Annotated in this window: 18 protein-coding genes; 8 read left to right on the top strand and 10 right to left on the bottom strand. The window is 47.1% G+C overall.

From position 1 onward, the window contains the following. Window positions 1-67: 67 nt before the first annotated feature. From Q0274_RS07590 to Q0274_RS07580, 3 genes are all read left to right on the top strand, one after another. Window positions 68-1,735 carry a 30S ribosomal protein S1 gene (locus Q0274_RS07590; protein ID WP_298028651.1) on the top strand — a complete coding sequence of 556 codons (1,668 nt, stop codon included), beginning with the start codon at window positions 68-70 and terminating at the stop codon, window positions 1,733-1,735. 54 nt (window positions 1,736-1,789) lie between these two features. Next, window positions 1,790-3,367: a phosphoglycerate dehydrogenase gene (gene serA, locus Q0274_RS07585; RefSeq protein WP_298028649.1), complete on the top strand. Its 1,578-nt coding sequence runs from the start codon at window positions 1,790-1,792 to the stop codon at window positions 3,365-3,367. A gap of 162 nt (window positions 3,368-3,529) precedes the next feature. After that, the gene (locus tag Q0274_RS07580) at window positions 3,530-3,817 is read left to right on the top strand and encodes a hypothetical protein (protein WP_298028647.1); all 288 of its coding nucleotides are present in this window, start codon (window positions 3,530-3,532) and stop codon (window positions 3,815-3,817) included. 214 nt (window positions 3,818-4,031) lie between these two features. On the opposite strand, the gene Q0274_RS07575 is transcribed toward Q0274_RS07580, so the two are convergent. The 3 genes from Q0274_RS07575 to Q0274_RS07565 form a co-directional block, all read right to left on the bottom strand. Beyond that, window positions 4,032-4,982, bottom strand: a complete 951-nt coding sequence (locus tag Q0274_RS07575) for a DUF3137 domain-containing protein (RefSeq protein WP_298028646.1) — start codon at window positions 4,980-4,982, stop codon at window positions 4,032-4,034. A 242-nt stretch (window positions 4,983-5,224) separates the two neighbouring features. Continuing rightward, on the bottom strand, window positions 5,225-7,528 hold the full coding sequence (locus Q0274_RS07570; protein ID WP_298028665.1) for a DUF1007 family protein: 2,304 nt from the start codon (window positions 7,526-7,528) through the stop codon (window positions 5,225-5,227). 3 nt (window positions 7,529-7,531) lie between these two features. After that, window positions 7,532-8,458: a zinc ABC transporter substrate-binding protein gene (locus Q0274_RS07565; RefSeq protein ID WP_298028644.1), complete on the bottom strand. Its 927-nt coding sequence runs from the start codon at window positions 8,456-8,458 to the stop codon at window positions 7,532-7,534. 113 nt (window positions 8,459-8,571) lie between these two features. Between Q0274_RS07565 and Q0274_RS07560 the strand changes: the two genes are divergently transcribed. Further along, window positions 8,572-8,925: an HTH domain-containing protein gene (locus Q0274_RS07560; protein WP_295152447.1), complete on the top strand. Its 354-nt coding sequence runs from the start codon at window positions 8,572-8,574 to the stop codon at window positions 8,923-8,925. A gap of 135 nt (window positions 8,926-9,060) precedes the next feature. After that, a complete protein-coding gene (locus Q0274_RS07555; RefSeq protein WP_291939615.1) occupies window positions 9,061-9,501 on the top strand; it encodes a hypothetical protein in 441 nt (146 codons plus the stop codon). An 862-nt stretch (window positions 9,502-10,363) separates the two neighbouring features. Here the strand turns inward: Q0274_RS07555 and Q0274_RS07550 are convergent. From Q0274_RS07550 to rpmB, 4 genes are all read right to left on the bottom strand, one after another. Beyond that, a complete protein-coding gene (locus tag Q0274_RS07550; RefSeq protein ID WP_005873127.1) occupies window positions 10,364-10,594 on the bottom strand; it encodes a YdcH family protein in 231 nt (76 codons plus the stop codon). Between the two features lie 245 nt (window positions 10,595-10,839). Further along, on the bottom strand, window positions 10,840-12,033 hold the full coding sequence (gene argJ, locus Q0274_RS07545) for a bifunctional glutamate N-acetyltransferase/amino-acid acetyltransferase ArgJ (RefSeq protein WP_298028641.1): 1,194 nt from the start codon (window positions 12,031-12,033) through the stop codon (window positions 10,840-10,842). Continuing rightward, window positions 12,026-13,156 (bottom strand): potassium channel protein, encoded by a 1,131-nt coding sequence (locus tag Q0274_RS07540; protein ID WP_177387602.1) that lies wholly within the window; start codon window positions 13,154-13,156, stop codon window positions 12,026-12,028. The genes argJ and Q0274_RS07540 overlap by 8 nt, the downstream gene beginning before the upstream one ends. Before the next feature lie 18 nt (window positions 13,157-13,174). Next, window positions 13,175-13,366: a 50S ribosomal protein L28 gene (gene rpmB, locus Q0274_RS07535; RefSeq protein ID WP_040304421.1), complete on the bottom strand. Its 192-nt coding sequence runs from the start codon at window positions 13,364-13,366 to the stop codon at window positions 13,175-13,177. A 143-nt stretch (window positions 13,367-13,509) separates the two neighbouring features. Here rpmB and rpe point away from each other — a divergent pair, with 143 nt between their 5' ends. After that, complete coding sequence (gene rpe / locus Q0274_RS07530; protein ID WP_298028639.1) at window positions 13,510-14,151, top strand: ribulose-phosphate 3-epimerase; 642 nt, start codon at window positions 13,510-13,512, stop codon at window positions 14,149-14,151. A 21-nt stretch (window positions 14,152-14,172) separates the two neighbouring features. Continuing rightward, entirely contained in the window at window positions 14,173-14,979 is an 807-nt protein-coding gene (locus Q0274_RS07525) for a 3'-5' exonuclease (RefSeq protein WP_298028637.1), read from the top strand. Between the two features lie 1,859 nt (window positions 14,980-16,838). Here Q0274_RS07525 and Q0274_RS07520 read toward each other — a convergent pair. Both Q0274_RS07520 and Q0274_RS07515 read right to left on the bottom strand, forming a co-directional pair. Then, window positions 16,839-17,975 (bottom strand): glycerate kinase, encoded by a 1,137-nt coding sequence (locus tag Q0274_RS07520; protein ID WP_298028635.1) that lies wholly within the window; start codon window positions 17,973-17,975, stop codon window positions 16,839-16,841. Window positions 17,976-18,366: 391 nt separating this feature from the next. Then, window positions 18,367-19,743, bottom strand: a complete 1,377-nt coding sequence (locus tag Q0274_RS07515) for a GntP family permease (protein ID WP_298028633.1) — start codon at window positions 19,741-19,743, stop codon at window positions 18,367-18,369. 127 nt (window positions 19,744-19,870) lie between these two features. On the opposite strand from Q0274_RS07515, the gene Q0274_RS07510 reads away from it, so the two are divergent. Next, entirely contained in the window at window positions 19,871-20,182 is a 312-nt protein-coding gene (locus Q0274_RS07510; RefSeq protein ID WP_298028631.1) for a hypothetical protein, read from the top strand. Window positions 20,183-20,241: 59 nt separating this feature from the next. Here Q0274_RS07510 and Q0274_RS07505 read toward each other — a convergent pair whose 3' ends face one another. Beyond that, a complete protein-coding gene (locus Q0274_RS07505; protein ID WP_298028629.1) occupies window positions 20,242-20,508 on the bottom strand; it encodes a hypothetical protein in 267 nt (88 codons plus the stop codon). Window positions 20,509-20,714: the final 206 nt, after the last annotated feature.

Below are 20,714 nucleotides of genomic sequence, written 5' to 3'. Positions count from 1 at the left end.
AAATTTTAGCTAGAATCGCGCATTTTAGTTCTTTTCAAAAAAGCACAAATAAATTTAAAGGAAGCATATGGCTGAGGTGAACGAGAAGGTTCAAAACCACGCAGAGGAAGATTTTGCGACATTGTTAGAGGAGTATGACACCGGGAAGTCTCGCGACGAGGTTGTCACAGGTAAGGTTATCGCCCTTAAGGACGGCGAGGTTTTCATAGACGTAGGCAGGAAGTCGGAGGGTATTTTAGATGCCGCCGAGGTTAGCGACGATCAAGGAAACCCGCAGGTTAATGTGGGAGATGACATCAAAGTCGCTATTATCGGAAGCAGAGGCGGTCGCCCGGTCGTATCGTATAAAAAGGCTCTAAAGAAGGAAAAAGTAAAGGCATTCATCGACTCCTATGATGAAAACGCAGAGAATGTCTATGACGTTAAAATTCTATCGTTTAATAAGGGTGGTTTCCTTTGTGCTAACGCAGATGATGTGGAATTTTTTATGCCACGCTCGCAAAGTGCGCTTAAAAACCCAAATGGCGCCGTCGGTAAAAATTTCAAAGTAAAGATCATTAAGGTCGATAGAGATGAGCAAAGCATCGTCGTATCGCGCAAGAAGCTACTTGATGAGGATCGCAAAGCAAGCAAAGAGGCGATCGAGAAAGTAATCGCTACCGAGGGCATCATCGAAGGCGTCGTCAAAAAGATCACCACCTACGGTATGTTCGTAGACGTAGGCGGCGTGGATGGGCTCGTGCACTACAGCGAAATTTCATACAAAGGCCCGGTAAATCCAAGCTCGCTCTACAAAGAGGGCGATAAGGTTCCGGTTAAAGTTATCAAATATGACAACGATAAAAAACATCTCTCCCTTTCGATAAAAGAGGCGATGCCCGATCCTTGGAATGAGATCAAAGATAGCCTGGAAGTGGGCGATACTATCCGCGTAAAAGTAAGTAATATCGAGCCTTACGGCGCGTTTGTAGATCTTGGTAATGACATCGAGGGTTTTTTGCATATCAGTGAAATTTCGTGGGATAAAAATATCAAAAATCCGAAAGATTTCATCAGCGAGGGCGAGGAGCTTGACGTCGAGGTCGTAGAGATCAATCCTAGCGAGCGCAGATTGCGCGTGAGCCTTAAAAATTTACTCACAAAGCCTTTTGACGAGTTCGTTGCTAAGCATAAAGTGGGCGACGTGCTAAAAGGTAGCGTCACTACGATTACAAATTTCGGCGCGTTTGTAAGGATCGACGGTGTAGAGGGACTTTTGCATAACGAAGACGCTTCGTGGGATCGCGGCGAGAAGTGCAAAAATTTATTCAAAGTGGGCGACGAGATCGAGGTTAAGATCATCAAGATCGATAAAGACACTCAAAAAATTTCTCTAAACCACAAAGAGCTCGGCGATAGCCCTATTAGCGATTATGCCAAGAGCCACAATCAAGGCGATGTCGTAAAAGGCAAGATCCGCGATATTAAAGAGTTCGGAATTTTTGTCGAGCTTGGAGGCGGTATAGACGCGCTTATCCGCAAGGAAGATCTTGGCAACGTAAGCGTAGATAGCCTAAAAGTGGGCGACGAGATCGAGGCTGCGATCGCTTTTATCGACGAGAAGAAAAATAGAATTCGCCTAAGCGTGCGCAGGCTGGCTCATCAAAAAGAGCGCGAGGCGCTAAACGAGATCAATAGTAACGACGACGAGAAGCAAAGCCTAGGGGATCTGATCAAAGATCAACTAAATAAATAATTCCTCCCGCAAGGCATCCTCGCCTTGCGGACCCACTTCTAAAGGTTAAATTTAATGAAAACTATCATAGTTTGCGACGCAATCCATAAAATCGGTTTTGATCTGCTTAAGCAAGAATCGGATGTTAAAGTAATCGACGCTACGAACGTGCCCAAGAGCGAACTTTACGGAATTTTAGGCGATGCGGATGTTGCGATCACCAGAAGCTCTACGGCGGTGGATGAGAAATTCCTTGGCGCAGGCACCAAGCTAAAAGCGATCGTGCGCGCGGGTGTGGGCGTAGATAACTGCGATATCGATGGCTGCTCCAAGCGCGGCATTATTTTGATGAACGTACCTACGGCAAACACCATCGCCGCGGTTGAAATGACCATGTGCCACCTGCTAAATGCGGCGCGCAAATATGTAAATTCCTGCAACGATCTGAAAATTAATAGAATTTGGAAGCGCGAGAAGTGGTACGGCACCGAGCTTTATAAAAAAAGCCTCGGCATCATCGGCTTTGGAAACATCGGCTCGCGCGTAGGAGTGCGCGCGCTTGCGTTTGGAATGAATGTCATCGCCTATGATCCGTATATCGAGCCTGAGAAGGCCACGAAGCTCGGAGTAAAATATACGAAGAATTTCGATGAAATTTTATCTTGCGACTTCATCACAATCCATACGCCGAAAAATCAAGAGACGATAAATATGATCGATGAGCCGCAAATAGCGAAGATGAAGGACGGCGTGCGCCTAATAAACTGCGCTAGAGGCGGGCTTTACAACGAAAAAGCGCTCGCAAACAATCTATGCAGCGGCAAGATCGCGTATCTCGGCATAGACGTTTTTGACAAAGAGCCTGCGACCGATCACGAGCTTTTGGATATCGAAAATTTAAGCGCGACTCCGCATCTTGGCGCAAATACTCTCGAATCGCAAAGCAATATCGCCCGAGAAGCCGCAGAGCAGGCGATCAGCGCCGTGCGCGGCTTAAACTATCCAAACGCTTTAAATTTGCCGCTTAAGCTCGAGGATCTGCCGCGCGGTATCGAGCCGTATATAAATTTAGTCTCCAAAATGGCCTATCTTGCGGCGCAGATCAATAAAGGCCCGATCAAATCGATTCGCATCGAGGGCAGCGGCGAGGTGGTTCAGTATCTAAAATCGATGCTCGTTTTTGCAATCGTAGGCGCGCTACACGATTCTTTGGGCGACTCGCTAAATTACGTCAACGCTAAATTTCTTGCGGATGAAAAGGGGATTGAGACGAGCTTCGGCGAGCTTGCGCGCAGCGTTTATAAAAGCGAGATCGCGGTAAAAATTATGACCGACGAGGCGATCTCAAACGTCGCGGGTACGGTCTTTGACGGTAGCGAGGAGCGTATCGTAAATATCGGCGGATTTAAGACCGATTTTAAGCCGAAAGGCAAGATGATAATCTTTAAAAACACCGACGTACCGGGCGTTATCAAGTCAGTCAGTACGATCCTAGCCGACGAAAACATCAATATCGCGGACTTCCGCCTAGGCAGAGGCGAGGAGGGGGACGCTTTGGCGGTCATTTTGGTCGATTCCGAAGTGCAAAAAAGCACGCTCGATAAGCTGGCGGTGCTTCAAACCTGCCTAATGGTACGCTACGCGGCACTTTAATCCCTTTCCGCTTAGGAGGCGAAATTTAAAATTTTGCCTCATCCAAATTCTTTATAATTTAAATTTACAATCCAGCCTACGATGGTGTTTTATGAGACGATGCAGGAACGCGTCGAGTATTTTGGCGGAACTTGACGTACGTGCAGAGCCGGCACTTTGTGATTGATACATTGCGACATGCGTTCGGGCAGATACCTTTTAGCGTGCGGCTTTTGCAAACGCCGTTTGCGTGTCAAATTTAACTCTAGTCGCGGACTTGTTTTAAATTTAAATTTCGTCCTTGCGGATCTACTTTTAAATTTCATAATCGCGGTGCTACCGATTAAATTTTGCCGCTATGCGGGTTTGGCACTAAAAGAGCTAGAGGCTGTGATGCGAAACGCGGTAAAATTTTATTTTGGGCATAAAGAGCTAAGCAAGAGCCGCTTCCAGGAAGCATCGGAGCGTTAAATTTTATTTTTAAGACAACGGCAAGGTGCTTTTGCTTTAAATTTATTTGCGGGTGCTTCATCACTCTAATCGTATCGCTCGTTTAAATTTCGGGCAGTTGCCGAGAGATCGCACTGCTGATTAAATTTTACGTTTTTGTCGAAACTACGCTTCGCTAAAAATTCCACCTGGCCTAAATTTAGCCAATACAAAATTTAAGCCGTAATGCGTCCTGCTAATTTGCGAGTTTTAGTGTCTCGATTAGGCTTAAAATTTTGCGGATCTGCGTTTGGTATTCGCGCGCGAGCTCTATGCTAGCGGGCCTACCAAAAAGCGTAGTTTCGAAAAGATCGGGCGCACCGTTTAAAAATAGATATAAGCGCTCATCCATAAATACCGCGCTCAAGCTGAACTCGCCGCTCGTTTCGCGATTTATTTCGCGCAGGCGCTCCATGAACGCGGGCGTTAGCAAATAGCGCGCTTCTACTTTGTCATCCGCAAACACGCGAAAATCGCGCATAAAATCCACATCGTCCATCATCTCTTTTTCGCCGAAGATCTTGGCGTTTAGCTCCCTGCTTACCACTATCGTTTTGCCCGAGGTTTTTTTCGCGAGCTCGCAGATCAGTACGTTGCCGTCAAAGTCCATATAGTTATCGTAGAATATTTTGATCAACATAATCGCCGCTATGAGCGGATTATCCGTTTTCATGTAAAACCTACCATTACTATGTACCTCGCTGAGGCTAAATTTAATCCCGCAGTACACGCCCGTAATCCGATCCTCGCTTTTGATCCTAGATTTCCTATAAATTCTAAATTTTTGAAATTCCTCTTCTTGCATGCCGGTATATGGATCGTATTTTAAACCGGCATCTATATCTTTTATTACGGCGCGGACGAATATCTCTTTATAAAATTTATAGTAGCGAATTTCCGCTTCGGTTTTTTGACCGGCGCAATGCAGAAAAAATATCCAAAAGATCGGAAAAAGGATCAAGACGCCCAAAAATTCGGCAATTTCTATAGAGGGAGTGTCTGTTTCAACGCCGTCTAGATACACTAATACGAACAGGACCGCAAAAAAGGCGGCTATGCTGAGGTAGCGGTATCTATTAAAAGCTCTAGCGCACGCTTTTTGTTCGATTAAAGTCTGCGAAATAGCATCTTGCAGAGCAGGCGACATATCTATCCTTGAGAAAAATTTCGCCCGTATTGTAGCGAAATTTAGCGGAATTCATAAAGAGCGAATTCCGCCGCTTAATGAATAGTCGAGATCGAAATTTAATTTACGCGGGTCTGCGGCGTAAAATTTTAAAATCCTACTCTTTGAAATTAGAGATCCGCACCGGATTTAAAATTTAACATATCGCGTAAGCTTATATTTCACGCGAGCCGCTTTTTAAAATCTGCATTAAAACCTTGCAATCACAGTATCCTGAGGGTGTCAGAGATGAAATACATAAAAACTCCGAGCCCGAACATCACGAAAAGCCCTGCAAATTCGACGTAAAGCTTCAAGCTTACGAGCCGCTTCGAGCTAAGCTCATTTGCCTTCGCGCCGAAAAGCGCGGCTAGAAATATCACGACGCTCATCCCAAAACCGATGAAAAGCGCACTTGCGACGCTAAGCGCGAAGCTTCCGAGGCTGAAGGCAAGCACGAAAATCAGGATCGTGCCGGGGCAGGGCACGAGCGCCGCAGCAAGCGCGATAAGCCACTCCCGTCCTTTCTCGCCGCCGACAGTCGCGCCATTTTGCAGCGAGCGAGACGAGGTTTGGTTTTTGAAATTTGTAGAATTTAAGGACTTTTTTTGCTCGTTTTGGCTAGACGAGTTTTCTTCTAAATTTGCGGTTAAATTTAAATCCGAATTTAGCTCTGCCGCTGCGGCGCCTAAATTTTGAGTATCTAAATACTGCGCGGATTCGCCGCTTTGGATATTAAATTTAGAAAATTTATAGCTCTTTGACGCTGCGTCAGCGGAACCCCCAGCGTTTGCAAATGTCGTATTTTTTAAGTGCGCGTCCGTCCCTGTGGTGTTTGCAGCGGAAACGCAAGCGGCGCAAGAGCAGCCCGCATCGTGGCCGGCGCCCGATTTTACGCGGCGAGCTTTGTCGTAGATGATGAGCGCGGTTATGACGATGATCAGAAGCGCCGAAATTTTCGTTGTGATCGAGGCGGAGTTTGCAGAAACTATGCCTGCAACGTTTTGCAGCACGAACATGCTCGCGCTTACCAAAACGAGAGCTCCCAAGACGTGCAGAAGCCCGATTTTAAGGGCAAATCCGAAAGCCTTGACGTAGCTGCCGCCATGGGCTAAGAAATAGCTCGCCGTTAGCAGCTTCGCGTGCCCAGGGCCTGCCGCGTGGAAAAAGCCGTATATGAAAGAAAGCGCTAGGACCCATAGGATGGTGCTTGCGCTTGCATGCTCGCTGCTTGCGCGAAACGCCGTTTTGAGGCTTTTCATAAAATCCATCGTCTTTTGCGCGACAAATCCCAGCGTAGCCTCTTTTTGTGGCTCGCTTGAAATATTGTCACTGTCGGATGCGGCGCCGTTTTTGCTCGCGCTATTTTGCGCTAAATTTAAAGAACTCTCCACGGGCGGCGTCGCGAGATCTTGCGTAGAATGCGCGGAATTTAAAGAGTTGTCTCGTCTCGCCGCAAAATTTTCGCCCGCGTCTTTATCTACAGACGCCGCAGAATTTACCGATTTATTAAAATTTATTGCAGCGCTCCTGTCGCCTCCGTTTTGCGCTAAATTCGAATTATCACCTAAAAGGACTGCGGCGTTTTCGCTGCTTTTCGCGGCGACCTCTAAGCTTTCGCTGCCGAAGCGGTGGGAATTTGCGGGACCGCCTTTTGCCTGTGCGTTCTTTTTGGAGGCTTTATTAATCTGCGCGAGAGTATCCGAAGCGGCGATATTTTTTTGCGCCTCTGCAGCCGCTTCCGAAACGATATCGCCGACGGATCTTTGGTTTGATCTGCGTGCCGAGCTGGCATTAGGTTTTGTTTGCTCGCCTTGCGCAAGTTTATCCTCTGAGCCCGCAAGACTCTGCTGGCTAGATGCAAGACCATCCTGCGCTAAATCGGAGTTCGGCGCGCTTGAAATTGGCGGTTTTTTATCTGCGATTTTTGGCTTTTCGCCGCTAAATTCTATAAAGGTGGTGGCTAAATTTGAATTGGGCTTCGCTACAAAGCCCTCGCCTAGATTAATGGGCTTATCGTCAAGCATTTTGAAATTGAAAAATCCCTGATCGTCGTTAATGGAAATTTTAAGAACGCGGTTGTTGTGCAGCTCGAAGCCAACCTTTTGATCAAATTCAAACACGAGTCTGCCCTTTTTGACGAGGCTTATTGCGTTTTTAAAATTTCCCTTGATCTGCGTGCCTACGAGGTTGCTAAGCGCAGGCTTTGCGTTTTTTGGCGCTTGATCGTAGAATTCCGCCTCGCAAAGGTAGTTTTTGGGGGTTAGATAATCGGTCATCGCCTTAGTTATCTCGGCAAGCTCGCTATTTTCAAGCTTGCCATTGGAATTTATATCGTAGGTCTGCATTATGACGTCGGTAAAATTTTGAGAGAAAAGCCACGAAAAATGCAGACTCACGATCTTACCGTCTTGTGCGACGGGGGTAATGCTAACGTGCGCAGTAGGTGTGTATAGGGCGCACAGAGCGCACGCAAATATCCGCGAGCTAAAGATCGCGGATAAAAGTAAAATTTTAATAAATTTCATCAACTACAAATTTTCTCCGAAAACGTCGATCGTCTTTTTCATAGTCTGATACCAATCTAGCGGCAGCTGATCGATCTCCATCACCTTTGCGCCAGTTTGCGCGGCGATAGTTTGCGCTGCCTTTTTAGAAAACTGCGGTGCGACGAAAATCACCTTGATCTTTTCCTCTTTGGCTTCCTCGATTAGCTCGGCTAAATCCGCAGGCTTAGGCTCTTTGCCCTCCACTTCGACTGCGATCTGCTCCAAATCGTATCGGTGCGCGAAATAGCCCCAAGACGGATGATAAACCATAAATTTCTTTCCCTTGACGCCCGCTAATTTTTGCTTTGCGTAAGCGTCCAGCTCGTCAAGCTTTTTGGCAAATTTATCGAAATTTGCTTCGTAAATTTTAGCATCCTTAGGATACTGTTTGGTTAACGCGTCTTTAATATTTTTAGCTTGAATTTTTACAAGCTGCGGATCTAGCCATATATGTGGGTCTAAACCGCCGTGATGATGATGGTGCTCGTGCGCCTCGTGGTCTTTGTCACCATGCCCATGATGCGCGTCATGATCGTGATCATCGTGATGTGCGCTATGATCATGTTCGTCGTGATGGTGATGCTCTGCCATAGCCATTTTGGTAATGCCATCTTCGGTGCGGATTATCTTCATCTTCGGATACGATGCGGCAAGCTTTGGTAGCCAGACTTCATCAAATTCTATACCGACCGCAAAATACAGATCGCTATTTTCTAGCATTTTCATCTCCGAAGGCTTAGGCTCGTATGTGTGCGGATCAGCGCCTTTACCAACCATCGTATTTACCTGCAGAGTATCGCCTGCGATCTGTTCAACAAAATACTTCGTCGGAAGTATGGTCGTGGTGACCGTAGGTTTGGCGAATACTACGCAACTAGCTGCTAAAAGCGTGAAAACAAGCTTTTTCATAAAATTCCTTTCCAAAAAAATTGCGGAAGTATATCAAAAGCAACTTAGTTGCAACTTAATATAAATTTATCTAAATTTCGCTATCATCGCTTAAATTTTAAAAAAGGCGTAAAATGGATCCCAAAGATTTTTTAGCGAGTCACGATATCGCTCCTACGGCGCTTAGAGTGCAGATCGTGCAGATCCTAAGCGAGAAAAAATGCCCGGTAAGCTATGATGAACTAGTAGAACAAACGGGTGCTAATAAAACCACGATATATCGCAATATAGCGCTTTTGGAAGAGAAAAATTTGATAATTACCAGCGAAAATAATCATAAAAGTTTTTATGAGCTTACCGACGGCGCCAAAGCGTATTTTGTCTGCGAAAGCTGCCATAAAATGGAGGAGATTTCGATGCCAGCTTTGCCACAAAAAAATGTCAAAAGTGTGCTCGTGCGAGGATTGTGCGAGAAGTGCGGCGGCTGAGGCGGGAAATTTAATCAAAAGCGCTCAAGGAAATTTGGCTAAAACGCTAGGGCAAAATTTAACCGATTTTTAACGGATTTTTATAAAACAAACGATATAATCCGAGCGTTTCATATTTTAAAAGGGAAAAATTCAGTGAATAAAAACGATACGATAAAAGCAATAGAGAAGTTTGTAAGTTCTCAAGAGATGACGATGTTCCGCCTGAAAAAGGGTATCTACGGCGATGCGATGAAAAACCTGGATCAGGTTTTTACGCCGTATAAGGAGTTTGCCGAGTTTTTCAAAAATCCCGCAAATAGGCTGCAGGAGCTGTTAGGCAACATCGCGTATGAATCGATTTTAAACTACACTGAAGCAGGGCTATCGCACTGCGAGAAGATCCACTCGATCTATTTTGTGGAATCTAAAGGACTTTTCAAAAGCGGGCTAAAGTATATCGAGCCTGATGCGACCGCGAGAGAAAGAGCCAAGAGCTATTACGACAAATTGCTGGAAAATAATGAGAAGCTTAACGAATATATCGATATCGGCTTGCAAAGGCTACATGGCTTAGAAGCGAAGGTTTTCGAGTAGACCAGGCTAGCTTTGGGATTTGATTTGCGCGGCGAAATTCTATCGCAAATCCTTAGCGCTTAAAATTCTATGATTAAATTTCACACCTTTTACAGATCTCACTTACACTATTTAATTCCGCGTTAGCGCCGCTTTTAATTGCACATATAACAAATAGGTTAGCTTTAGGAATTCTGTGTCGGCAGGCATTATCCGATATGATCAAAGAAATAATCTAAATTTTTAAAGCTCAACGAAGCGGGTTAAAATAAGCAAGCTTGGCTAAATTCCGTGGAGAGACTAAAGCAGGCTCTAACATAAACTAGTGCTTAGTTGGAGGTATGAATTTAAAATTTCGCGGTTAGCGCGAACGGGAATTTAAAATTCTAACGCCACTTTAGATTTCTGCGAAATGCGGAATTTTAAAAGTAGGTACTGCGCCCGCAATAAGCAAAACGCAAGATTTGAAATTTGCTAGAAAATGTTCGCTGCGAAGTAAAATTTAAGAGCCAGGCTGCAGGGCGATGCGGCGTAAATTTTAATTTACTCTGTAGCGCAAAAGTGCATTCAACAAGAGATATTTTTGGAAGCGGAAGGGGCGATAGAGAGCCGTAACGAATTATATTTGATTGCGCTAATACCGCATTGTTGGTATATGCAGTGATGCAGCCGATGCGTAAAAATTATTTAGTGGTGTCAAGGCGGAGCGTGCGGTATAAATTTTAACTCGTTTTGGCGCGCTGTTTTAATATCTCTATCGTGCGAGGCAAACTTAAGCAGTTAAACTTATTGAGATTAGAAAATTCTAAACGCGGATTAAAGCTTAGCGGCGAAATTAGCCTTGCTAGCACTCTGCTGCATCTTAATTTCGCCGCAAGCAGCTTTATTTATCTGCCTTTTCGGCTTTATATTGCGCTAGCAAGCTGCCTAGCTCATCTTTTATGCGAAGCTTTTCCTTCTTCATCGCATCGATCTCCAGATCGCTCATATGCACTCTGCCGGCCTGCGCGTCGGCGATCTTGTGATCCAACTCGTCGTGCTTCTCAAAAAGCGAATCAAATCGTGCGTTTTTGCCTTTTAACTCAGTGATTAAATCTCTGTATTCATGAAACATGCCTACTCCTTTAAAAAATTTATTCAAGTATATCAATAAAGCGCTTAAAACCTAATTTTAGCTATCAAATTTAGACTGAATTTCACGCATGAGATTCAAAATTTTAAGAGGTGAGATTTTAATTTTTAAAAATTTAAAACAGGCAAATTTAAATGATAAAATTTTAAGAGCAGAGCTTTAAAGCCCTGCTGCTATTCGCTATTTTCGAGACGAGATTTTTAGGTTATGAAGCGAGCTGTGAATCTTTATGATCTATAATCGGCGTTGATTTTTACGTAGTCGTAGCTAAGATCGCAGCCGTACGCGCTAAACTCGCCATCTCCGAGCCCTAAATCGCACCAGATCGTAAAGCTTTTTTGCTGCATTACGGCGTGGGCCGCGGCCTCGCGAGCGGCGTCCAGTTCGCGATTTTGTGCGTCATAAAGCAGCACGTCATCGTATTTGATACGCAGCTTTTCTTCGTCGCATTCGATACCGCAGGCGCCTATGGTGGAGGCTATGCGACCCCAATTCGGGTCTTCGCCAAAGATCGCCGTTTTAACAAGCGGCGAATTGCTTAGCGCTTTTGCCGCCGTGCGGGCATCATCGGCATTTGCGGCACCGCTTACTTTAAATCGCACCAGCTTGGTTGCGCCTTCGCCGTCTTTTACCAGCATCAGCGCAAGCTCATGCGTAAGGGCGTTTAGCGCGGAGGTGAAGGCGTCCTTTTCATAGGCGCATTTAGCGCTGCTGCAGAGCATAATCGTATCGTTGGTGGAGGTGTCGCCGTCGACGCTTACGGTGTTGAAACTCTGTTCAGCCGCCTTTTTTAGCAGCTCGTCCATATCCGCGCGTGGGATTTTTGCGTCGGTTAGGACGAAGCAGAGCATGGTCGCAAGCGCGGGATTGATCATGCCTGCGCCCTTGCAAACGGCTGCGATGTGAAATTTCTCGCCGTTTTCTAAAGAAATTTCATATGCAAGCTCCTTTTTTATCGTATCTGTCGTCATGATGGCGGTGGCTAGGGCATCTGAGTTTCGCGCTGAGAGGTTAAAATTTTGTGCGGCAGCGATAATTTTTTCCTTTTTGAGGCGGTATCCGATTACGCCGGTGGAGCTCATAACGGGGTTTATCAGAGCGGTCTTTTTGCTAAGCTCGTTAAAAATTTCATCGATATCGGCGATTCCTTGCTCTCCAGTCATCGAGTTTGCGTTTTTAGAATTTACGAGGATAAAATTTGTTTTAAGCTCCCCGCCCGCGCGCTCTTGCGCCCTTTTGAAATGCCTAATCGGCGCGGCTTGAAATTTATTGCTCGTAAAGATTGCGCTTATGGCAAAGGGCTCGTCCGCGCGGATAAATCCCAGATCGTTTCCCTCTTTTTTAAAGCCCGAATTTACGCCGTCAAAATAAAAGCCCTCGACATTTTGTAAGCCGCCCTCGAGCTTAGTTATTTTAAACATATCTCATCTCCTGCGGCTTGTATTTACTGCGGATGAGTTTTTTAGTGTTGCGGATGCCCTCTGCCGTGCCGATGACTAAAAATTTTACCCCAGTACCGATGAGATAGTCACCATCTGGCATCGGGATAAAGCGGCTGTTGGGCTCTTTGATTCCCACGACGTCGGCGTTTGTAAAATCGCGCAGGCGAGTTTCTTTTAGGCGCTTGAAGCGGATCCATGAAAAATCGGGCACCGTGATCTCCTCGATATCGATGAGGGAGTCTTTTTTATACAAAAACCGCTCCAAAATGTTTTCCATATCGGGGCGCACGCTGATCGCAGAGAGCCTTTGTGCGGCGAGCTTGGATGGTGAGACGATAGAATTTGCGCCGAGTTTTTTTAGTCTCTCGGTGTCGCTGTCATCATCGCTATTTGCCATGATGAAGTATGGGGTGATGCGACCAAGCTCCTTTTCGTATAGGCGCACCAGCGAAATTATTGCGATATTATCGGCTAAATTTGGACTTAGCGTGATGACGGATTTTGCAGATGACAGATGCGCTTTTAGCATCGTGGTTTCTACGTGCGGCTCGCCTACGATGAAATATGGATAGCGGTTTTCTTCGGCGATTTTGGCTAGAGCGGGATCGGGGTCGATCACGACAAAAGGCAGATGATTTTCGCGAAACTGCTTGGCAAGCTCGGCGCAGTAGATGTTGTTGTAACAGATAATGTAGTGGTTTTTGAGCCTTGCGATGTTATTGATCATTCGTTGCTCCCTAAGTAAATTTTGAAGTTTGCCGTTTTTTATGACCTCGACGACGACGCCCAGGCAAAACGAAAAGGTTCCAAAGCCCATGAGGATGAATAAGACGGTAAAAATTCTACCCGCGGGCGATATCGGCGCTACTTCGGTAAAACCTACCGTCGTAAAGGTCATACCCGCCTGATAAAAAGCGTCTACTAGCGAAAAGCCCGCTATAAAAACATAGCCTAGCGTGCCGATTAGCATCATTAGCACAATGGTTATCAGCGGTAAGCGAAAAGGACGTAGCTGGTCGTAAATTTCTGTGTAGAGGTTGATGTCCGGCTTAGTCGAGCCGGACCAGTCGAGGAATCGCTTGATCTTGTCCAAAACAGACATAAATTCCTCTTTAAGAGGTTATTTTGATTGTTTTTTCATAGTTCGTAGAGTTGAGGCGGCTACTTTGATTCGTCTGGTTGAGCCGTCTTCTAGCTGAACGCGGATGGTGCGTAGATTGACCTGGAATTTCTTTTTGGTCCTGTTATTTGCGTGGCTGACGTTGTTTCCTACCATCGCACCTTTGCCGGTGATTGCGCATCTTCTTGCCATAATAAATCCTTGATGATTAAAATAAATGGCGATTATAGCGAAAAAATTTCAAATTATGCTTAAAATCCGCTGCGGTTTAAATTTAGCGAAATTTATGACAAAACTAAGTAAAATTTCGCATCTTGAAATTTTAAAGGAATTTTATGTATGTAGCACCCAGCATTTTATCGGCGGATTTCGGCAGGCTCGCGGAGGAAATTCACGCAGTCTGCGAAGCGGGCGCTGATCTCATCCACGTGGATGTGATGGACGGGCATTTCGTACCCAATCTCACGATTGGACCGCTTGTAGCGAGCGCCGCGGCAAAGGCGAGCAGCAAGCCTTTAGACATTCATTTGATGGTTAAAAACGTGCCGTTTTTCGTCGATCTTTTTTTGCCGCTAAAGCCGAAATTTCTTAGCTTCCACATCGAGGAGGAGATCCATCCGCTGCGTCTCATAGATCATATACGCCGTAGCGGCGTCTCGCCTGCCGTCGTGCTCAATCCGCACACCCCGCTTAGCGCGCTGGAGTTTATCTTGGGCGAGGTCGATATGGTGCTTTTAATGAGCGTCAATCCGGGCTTTGGAGGGCAGAAATTTATCCCCTCGGCGCTTGAGAAAATTAAGCAGCTGCGCGAGCTGATCGATCGCAAAGGCGCAAAATGCCTCATCGAGGTCGACGGCGGCGTAAACGGGCTGAATATCGCAGATATCGACGAAGCGGGCGCCGACGTCGTGGTAGCGGGCAACTACATATTTTCTTCAAACGACTACGCGGAGGCGATCCGTGCGCTTAAAATTTAGGCGCGGCACAGGGGTAAAATTTTGACGCGTCAGATCGAAAATCTCATAAATTTACTGGCTCAAAAGAGCATAAATTATTACGATTTTATCTCAAAAGCAAGCGATATTGCCGAAATTACCGAGCTTTTCGAGCCCAAAGACCTCTCGATGTGGCGGGCGCTGGGCATAGAGATAATAAAGCTAGATAGCGGCAAAATCACGCTCAAAACCCGCGAGACGGACATTTTGGATGAAATTTTTTGCTTCGTGGACATCGAGACGAACGGCGGGCTCTCAAACGGCCAGATCATCGAAATCGGCGCGATAAAAACGCGCGGCACGCAGGAGCTCGATCGTTTCGAGAGCTTCGTTTATGCGCCCGTCGTGCCCGAAAACATCACGGAGCTTACGGGGATCTGCGCGGACGATCTGGCAGGCGCGCCGCCGCTAGCTAGCGTGCTGGAGCGGTTTAGGCTGTTTTTAGGAGATAGCGTTTTTGTGGCGCACAACGTCAAATTTGACTACGGCTTCATTGACGCTAGCCTGCAAAAATGCGGCTTCGGGATGCTTTTAAATCGCAGGCTCTGCACCGTCGAGCTCGCGCGCCGCACGATCGAGGCGCAAAGATACGGGCTCGGCTCGCTAAAAGAGCTTTTAGGCGTGCAAAACGTCCACCACCGCGCATTTAGCGACGCCGTTTCCTGCTTTGAAATTTTCAAATTCGCGCTCTCGCGCCTGCCGTGGAGCGTGCAAAGCACCGAGGATCTGATACTTTTTAGCAAAACCGCAAAGAGCCTGGCGCTGCCTAAGCCGCAGATTTCGGAGCGTGACGAGGGCGAAATTTTATAAATCGCGCGCTGAATTAAGAGATGAAATTTTAGCGAAATTTCTCGCCGCCGTTTGAGAGGTAAAATTTACGCTTTTAAGCGGCGGCGCTTTAATCTGCGCAGATTGCGGTAGCGTAATTCGATCCGATCGATTTTGGGTGGCGCAAATCGGCGCGTATGGGACCTAGATTTTGAAATTTTACCCTTGCCGTAGTGATTGAATGCGCACAAATCGCGGCGGCGCAAATTTAAAGCGCTACTGCAGCGAGATATGGTTGCGAGCGAACCGAAACGGCGCGAATTTAAGCAGGCGCGGTTTTAAATCGCATTGCGATCGCACCGGATTTAAGTGCAGATGCCCGCAGCAGCGCCCTCCATGTATGCCGGCTAGGCGGATCATGCGATTTTAATTTGCTCGGGCGGGTGCGGCAGCGAGTGCTCGCGGAGCCTTTTTGCTTTCGCGGCTTTGATTTTTGCGGCGATAAATTTTGCGCCCGTCCGCGGTTTTACAACCTTGCTTCGGGCGAATTTTATGAGCGCTCGCAGTCGCGCGGATGCGTCCGAAGCGTCGCGCGCTTTAAATTTTTAATTTAGCCTAGGTGCGCGAATTCGATGCTTTAAACTCTAAAATCAATAAATTTTGTCCGCGCCCGCGCGTCTTTTGCGTCCTAAAAGCGATAACCCGCATCGCCACCGCAGATACGCTAGGCGCGAGGGTTTTCTGCATTCGTCGCTTAGAATTTTGAGATTTGATTTTAGCTTGGACCTGGTCGGTACGCGCCCGTACCGCAAATTTTAAAATGGAGCTTTATAAAATTTCACGGCGCCGACCGCAAATGAAATTTCATAAATTTTTATCGCAAAACACAGCGCAATCGGAGCAAATTTAAACGCAAGCCCACTCCTACCATAGCGGCGCGCGGTAGCCGCATATACACTAAATTTAACGATAAGTAAATCCGCGATCTTAATAATACAAATTTACGCAGACGCAACTCTCCTTTCATCAAAGCGTCATCGGAAGGCTGGCGGGCTTTGCGAGCGAGTGAAGTAATGCGCCGCCGTCATCTTTGCAAGAAGCGCGATCTTGCGATTGAGCGGCCTTTTTTCGCCTCAAGACGGACATGTCGCGGGTTAAAATTCGAAATGAAGTTTATAAAGCGGATCGCTGCTTTTAAATTTATGTTGCAAATTCCATAGGCTGCGAATACGGCGGTCAAATTTTAAAATTCTGTCTGTTTTAATCACGCCTTGATGTTTGTATTGCGAGGGTCCGCGAGCCGCTTGATTGGAAAATGAGTTTTAAATCCGCCTTGCGTATGTGCTGCGCGCAGTAAAGTAAAATTTCACGCCGCCCATCGCTGTGCCGCCGCTCAACCGCCCCATTTTTGAAACACGCTAAAATTTCAACAAAGCTTCGCTTCGGTTTTGTTCTAATGCAAAATTTATCCACTTACCGCGGTCTGCGGCGGATGAAATTCTGCTGCCCGTCGTAAGCTGCGCGCGGTATTTGCTTGTCGTGCATGCGCGTCACGGCCCAGCGGGGGTTTTTCGTATCGGTTGTGCGGTTTGCTTACCGCGTATACGCGTCATGGACTAGCATCCGTCTGCCGCGAGCCGTCGCCGCTCGTCCGCCTCGTTACGCATATTTTTGTGCCGTAAACCGCACGAGCGCTACATCTGCGTCAAGATCACCGCCGTGCCTTTAAAGCACGCAAATTTATCCTGCATAAAATTTCGCTTCTTCGCCGCACTCGCCTCCTACCGCACTTTGTCGTGCTTGTCTGTTGCAAGCCGTCGCCGCGCTATATCCCTTGCCCGTGCTCGCCGCACTCTCTGCAAGCTTTAGCGCCCGCGCCTTAAAATTTTAGCCCAAAATCCCTATTTAGCGCCGCGTCCGAGCATAAACAATCTCACTGCTTGTTCGGCGACGCGGGCTAAATTTTGCGTCGCAACGGCGGGCTCCATCGCACGCTCAAGGCTCATCGGTTCGTTTAGGATGCAAAAAAATGCGCCTATACCCCGCTCATTACAGCCGCCGGCACAGGGCGAGATGCCGCCTGCCAGCGCGATTACGGGCACGCCGTAGGAAGCGGCGATCTTCGCGACGCCGCAGGGGGTTTTGCCCATCGAGCTTTGAAAATCGAGCCTTCCTTCGCCTGTGATGACGAGCTCAGCGCCTTTCATATCGCGATCTAGCCCGATCTCTTCGGTGATGATGTCGATGCCCGGCTTAAGCGTAGCGTTTAGAAAGCTCACGAAGCCAAAGCCTAGCCCGCCGGCAGCTCCTGCTCCGGGGCTATTCCAAAGCTCGCGTCCGAGGTGCTTGCTTACGACGCTTGCAAAATTTATAAGTCCTGCATCGAGCTGCTTTACCATCGTCGCATCCGCGCCCTTTTGCGGAGCGTAAATATATGCTGCGCCGTTTTCGCCAAAAAGTGGATTATCCACGTCGCAGGCGATGAGAAACTCGCATTCTTTAAGATGCGGCAGCACCGAAGTGCAATCTATCGTGGCGAGTTTGATCAGATCCTCGCCCGCTCCTGCAAGCTCTGCGCCATTTGCATCTTTAAATTTAAAACCAAGCGCGCGTAGCATCCCCATACCTGCGTCATTTGTAGCACTTCCGCCGATGCCTATGATAAACTTTCGCGCGCCGTGCGCGATCGCATGCGCTATCATCTCGCCAAAGCCATAAGTGCTCGTTTTTAGCGGGTTACGGCGCGATTTTTCGATGAGAGGCAGACCCGATGCAGACGCCATTTCTAAGATGCCTAGCTCGCCTTTTAAGGCGTAGCGTGCGGGCGTTTTTTCGCCTAACGGGTTTGCTACGATGACGTCCATGAACCTAGCTTTTAGCGCGTCGGCAAGGGCTTCAACGCTGCCTTCGCCGCCATCTGCGATAGGTTTGACGAGCACCTCGCAGCCTAGCTTTTCGATGCCTGATTTTACGGCGTTGCCCGCCTCAAGCGAACTAAGTGAGCCCTTAAACGAGTCGATCGCGACCAAAATTTTCATATTTTTCCTTTAGCTGGTATCTTAAAATTTTGGAATTTTACAGCGCGTAGGCTAAATTTACGATGACAAGACTGAAGCAAGAGTAGAATTTTAAAATCTCGTCGCCAAATTTATGGGGCAAATTTTAAAATTTCATGTCGTGGAATTTTAAAATTCTGTAAGCCACAGAATTTCGGCTAAATTTTAAAATTCCGTAGCGATAGAATTTTAAAATTTTACTCCTTGAGGCTTTGTGTGTAAATTTAAAACTCCTTTAAGCGAAATTTTAATACTAGGGCATTTGTGCGGTACAGCTAGCTACGTAAATTTAAAGAATTTATGTAGCTAGCCGCTGGTAGATGCCGTAGCGCTCCGCACTGATTTAGCGCGATAGCGGCTAGAATAAGCTAACCTAGATCAAAAACAGCGACAAAACCCACACGCTGATCATACCTGTAATGCCCATAATTAGGGTTAGCATTGTTTGAGTGCGGTAGCCTTGCTGCGGATTCATCTTGCTGAAATTTGTAACGACCCAGAAGTAGCTGTCATTAGCGTGCGAAACCGTCATAGCGCCCGCTGCGATCGCCATTACCACAAGCGCGCCGGACATTTCGGAGGTGAATCCCAGCACCTGCATCAGCGAGCCATCTGCGTTAAATGCGCCCATAATCGAAGCTGTGGTGATGATCGCAACGGTGGAGCTTCCTTGCGCTGTTTTTAGAACGGCTGAGATTAAGAACGGGAAGAAAATCCCCGCGGCTTTAATTGCGGTCGCATTGTCCTTGATGTAGGTTACGAAGCCGGCGTCGGTGATGACCTTGCCTAGCACTCCGCCCGCTGCGGTGATGAAGAGGATCGGGCCTACGATTTTTAAGGATTCGTTGGTGATCTCGCTAAATTCACCTAGTTTGCCGGTTTGTACTAGCAAAAATACCGCAAAAACTACGCCCAAGGCTAGCGCGATGATAGGATTTCCTAAAAATTGCGAAATTTCGCCCGCAAACCCGCCTACTTTTAGAATCTTGGCGACGGAGCCCAGCGCCATAAATAGGATCGGTACCAAAATAGGGGCTAAGCTTAAAAATCCGCCCGGTAATTTGCCGTATTGTTTAAGCAGATCGTCGTAGCTTTTTGCGATAACCTCATTCGCTTCAGCCTCGCTTATATGGACGTTTTTGGCGACCTTTTTAGAAAAAAAGTATGTGGCGATCAGCACCGGCAAGGACACTACCGCGCCCATTGCGATTACGAGCAGTAGATTGCCGCCTAGACCTACGGCACCTGCTGCGGCGATCGGTCCCGGAGTCGGCGGGATGAATACGTGCGAGGCGTAGAGTCCGCCGGAGAGCGCTACTGCAAGAGCGACCGGATTTTCGCCGATTTTTTTGCTGATCGCTTCTCGGATCGGATTTAATACGACGAAGCCGCTGTCGCAAAATACGGGGATACCCACGATCCAGCCCATTATGAGCATCGCAAGCTCGGGGCGCTTTTGCCCGACTACGTTTACGACCATATCGGCGAGTTTGAGCGCCGCGCCCGTCTTTTCGAGCACGGTGCCGATGAGCGCGCCGAAGATTATGACGATACCGATACTCTTAAACGTGCCGCTGAATCCGTCGCCGATAATCGCGGGGATCTTGGCTAACGGTATGCCCGCGACGATCGCGAGCGCCAGGGAGATAAGCATTAGCGCCAAAAATGGGTGAACGCCTGCCTTGGAGATCAAAAAAATCATCACGACGACCGCTATGGCGAAGCAGATGATTAACGCAACACCGCTCATAAAAGCTCCTTGAATGGATTTAATTTGCCCGCAAGCGGTTTAAGTTTAAGCTCCGTTTGCGCCTCAAATTTAATGCGGTAATTTTAGCGAAATTTTAATATAAAGCAAGAAAGGCGGCGTTAAATTTATGGAAATTTATGATTTATGCGAAAATGATGGACTAGCTAGCGGAATTTATCGGTGCCGCGCGGCGAGAGGCGGTAAAATTTTAAAATTTGCAGCGTTTGGCTTGATACACTGCGCGGCGGCGGAAATTTTATCGCGCGGATCGGTCGTCGTCGTGGTGCAGCAATGGCGGCGATGCGCTTGCGCTTTACGCGCGGGTTTGGCAGCTTCAGGGCGTGAGCTACGCGGACGGCTTTGCGGTGCTTGCTGCTGCGGTAGCGGCGACCAAAGGCGTAGTATCGGCAGCGGCAGCGGTGGAGAGATAAGGCAGTAGTGGCGGAGGTGAGGCGGCAATAATGGAATTTTGACATAAGATCGGCGATGATAGAATTTTTAATCGTAATACTTGTAGCGGCGAAATTTTGATTTTGGCGGCGTCAGAGAAGCTTTTCTTAAATATAGAATTTTAATCAAAGGTAGAAGCGGCGTCGGTAGAGCTTCGATCAAAACGGCGCGTAGAGGCTCGGATAAAAACCGGCGGTAATGCCCGATCTCTAAAATTTTGATCCAGAACACTCGGAATGCTAGAATTTCTAGAGATAATTTTAGCTCGCCCGAGTTGGAATTTTGATCGAGAGTATTTGGTGATAGAAATTTCATTCAAAGCTAGCAGTAGTAAAATTTTGTAGCCTCGAAAATGGCAGTAATTTTACTGCTTAAGGCTAGTTGGAATGCGCAGTTTTTCTATATGATTTTTCGACGAGTTTGCCGTGATCCTTTCGCGATTTTTTAAAATTTTAGACGGTATTTGTGCAGTTTATATATGACGAAATTTTACAATTCAGTGAAATTTATAAGAGCCATTT

Origin of the sequence: uncultured Campylobacter sp. (assembly GCF_937973075.1) — a bacterium.
Lineage (GTDB): Bacteria > Campylobacterota > Campylobacteria > Campylobacterales > Campylobacteraceae > Campylobacter_B.
The sequence above is the reverse complement of the archived record's forward strand: the minus strand, read 5'-3'. Positions and strand labels throughout refer to the sequence as shown.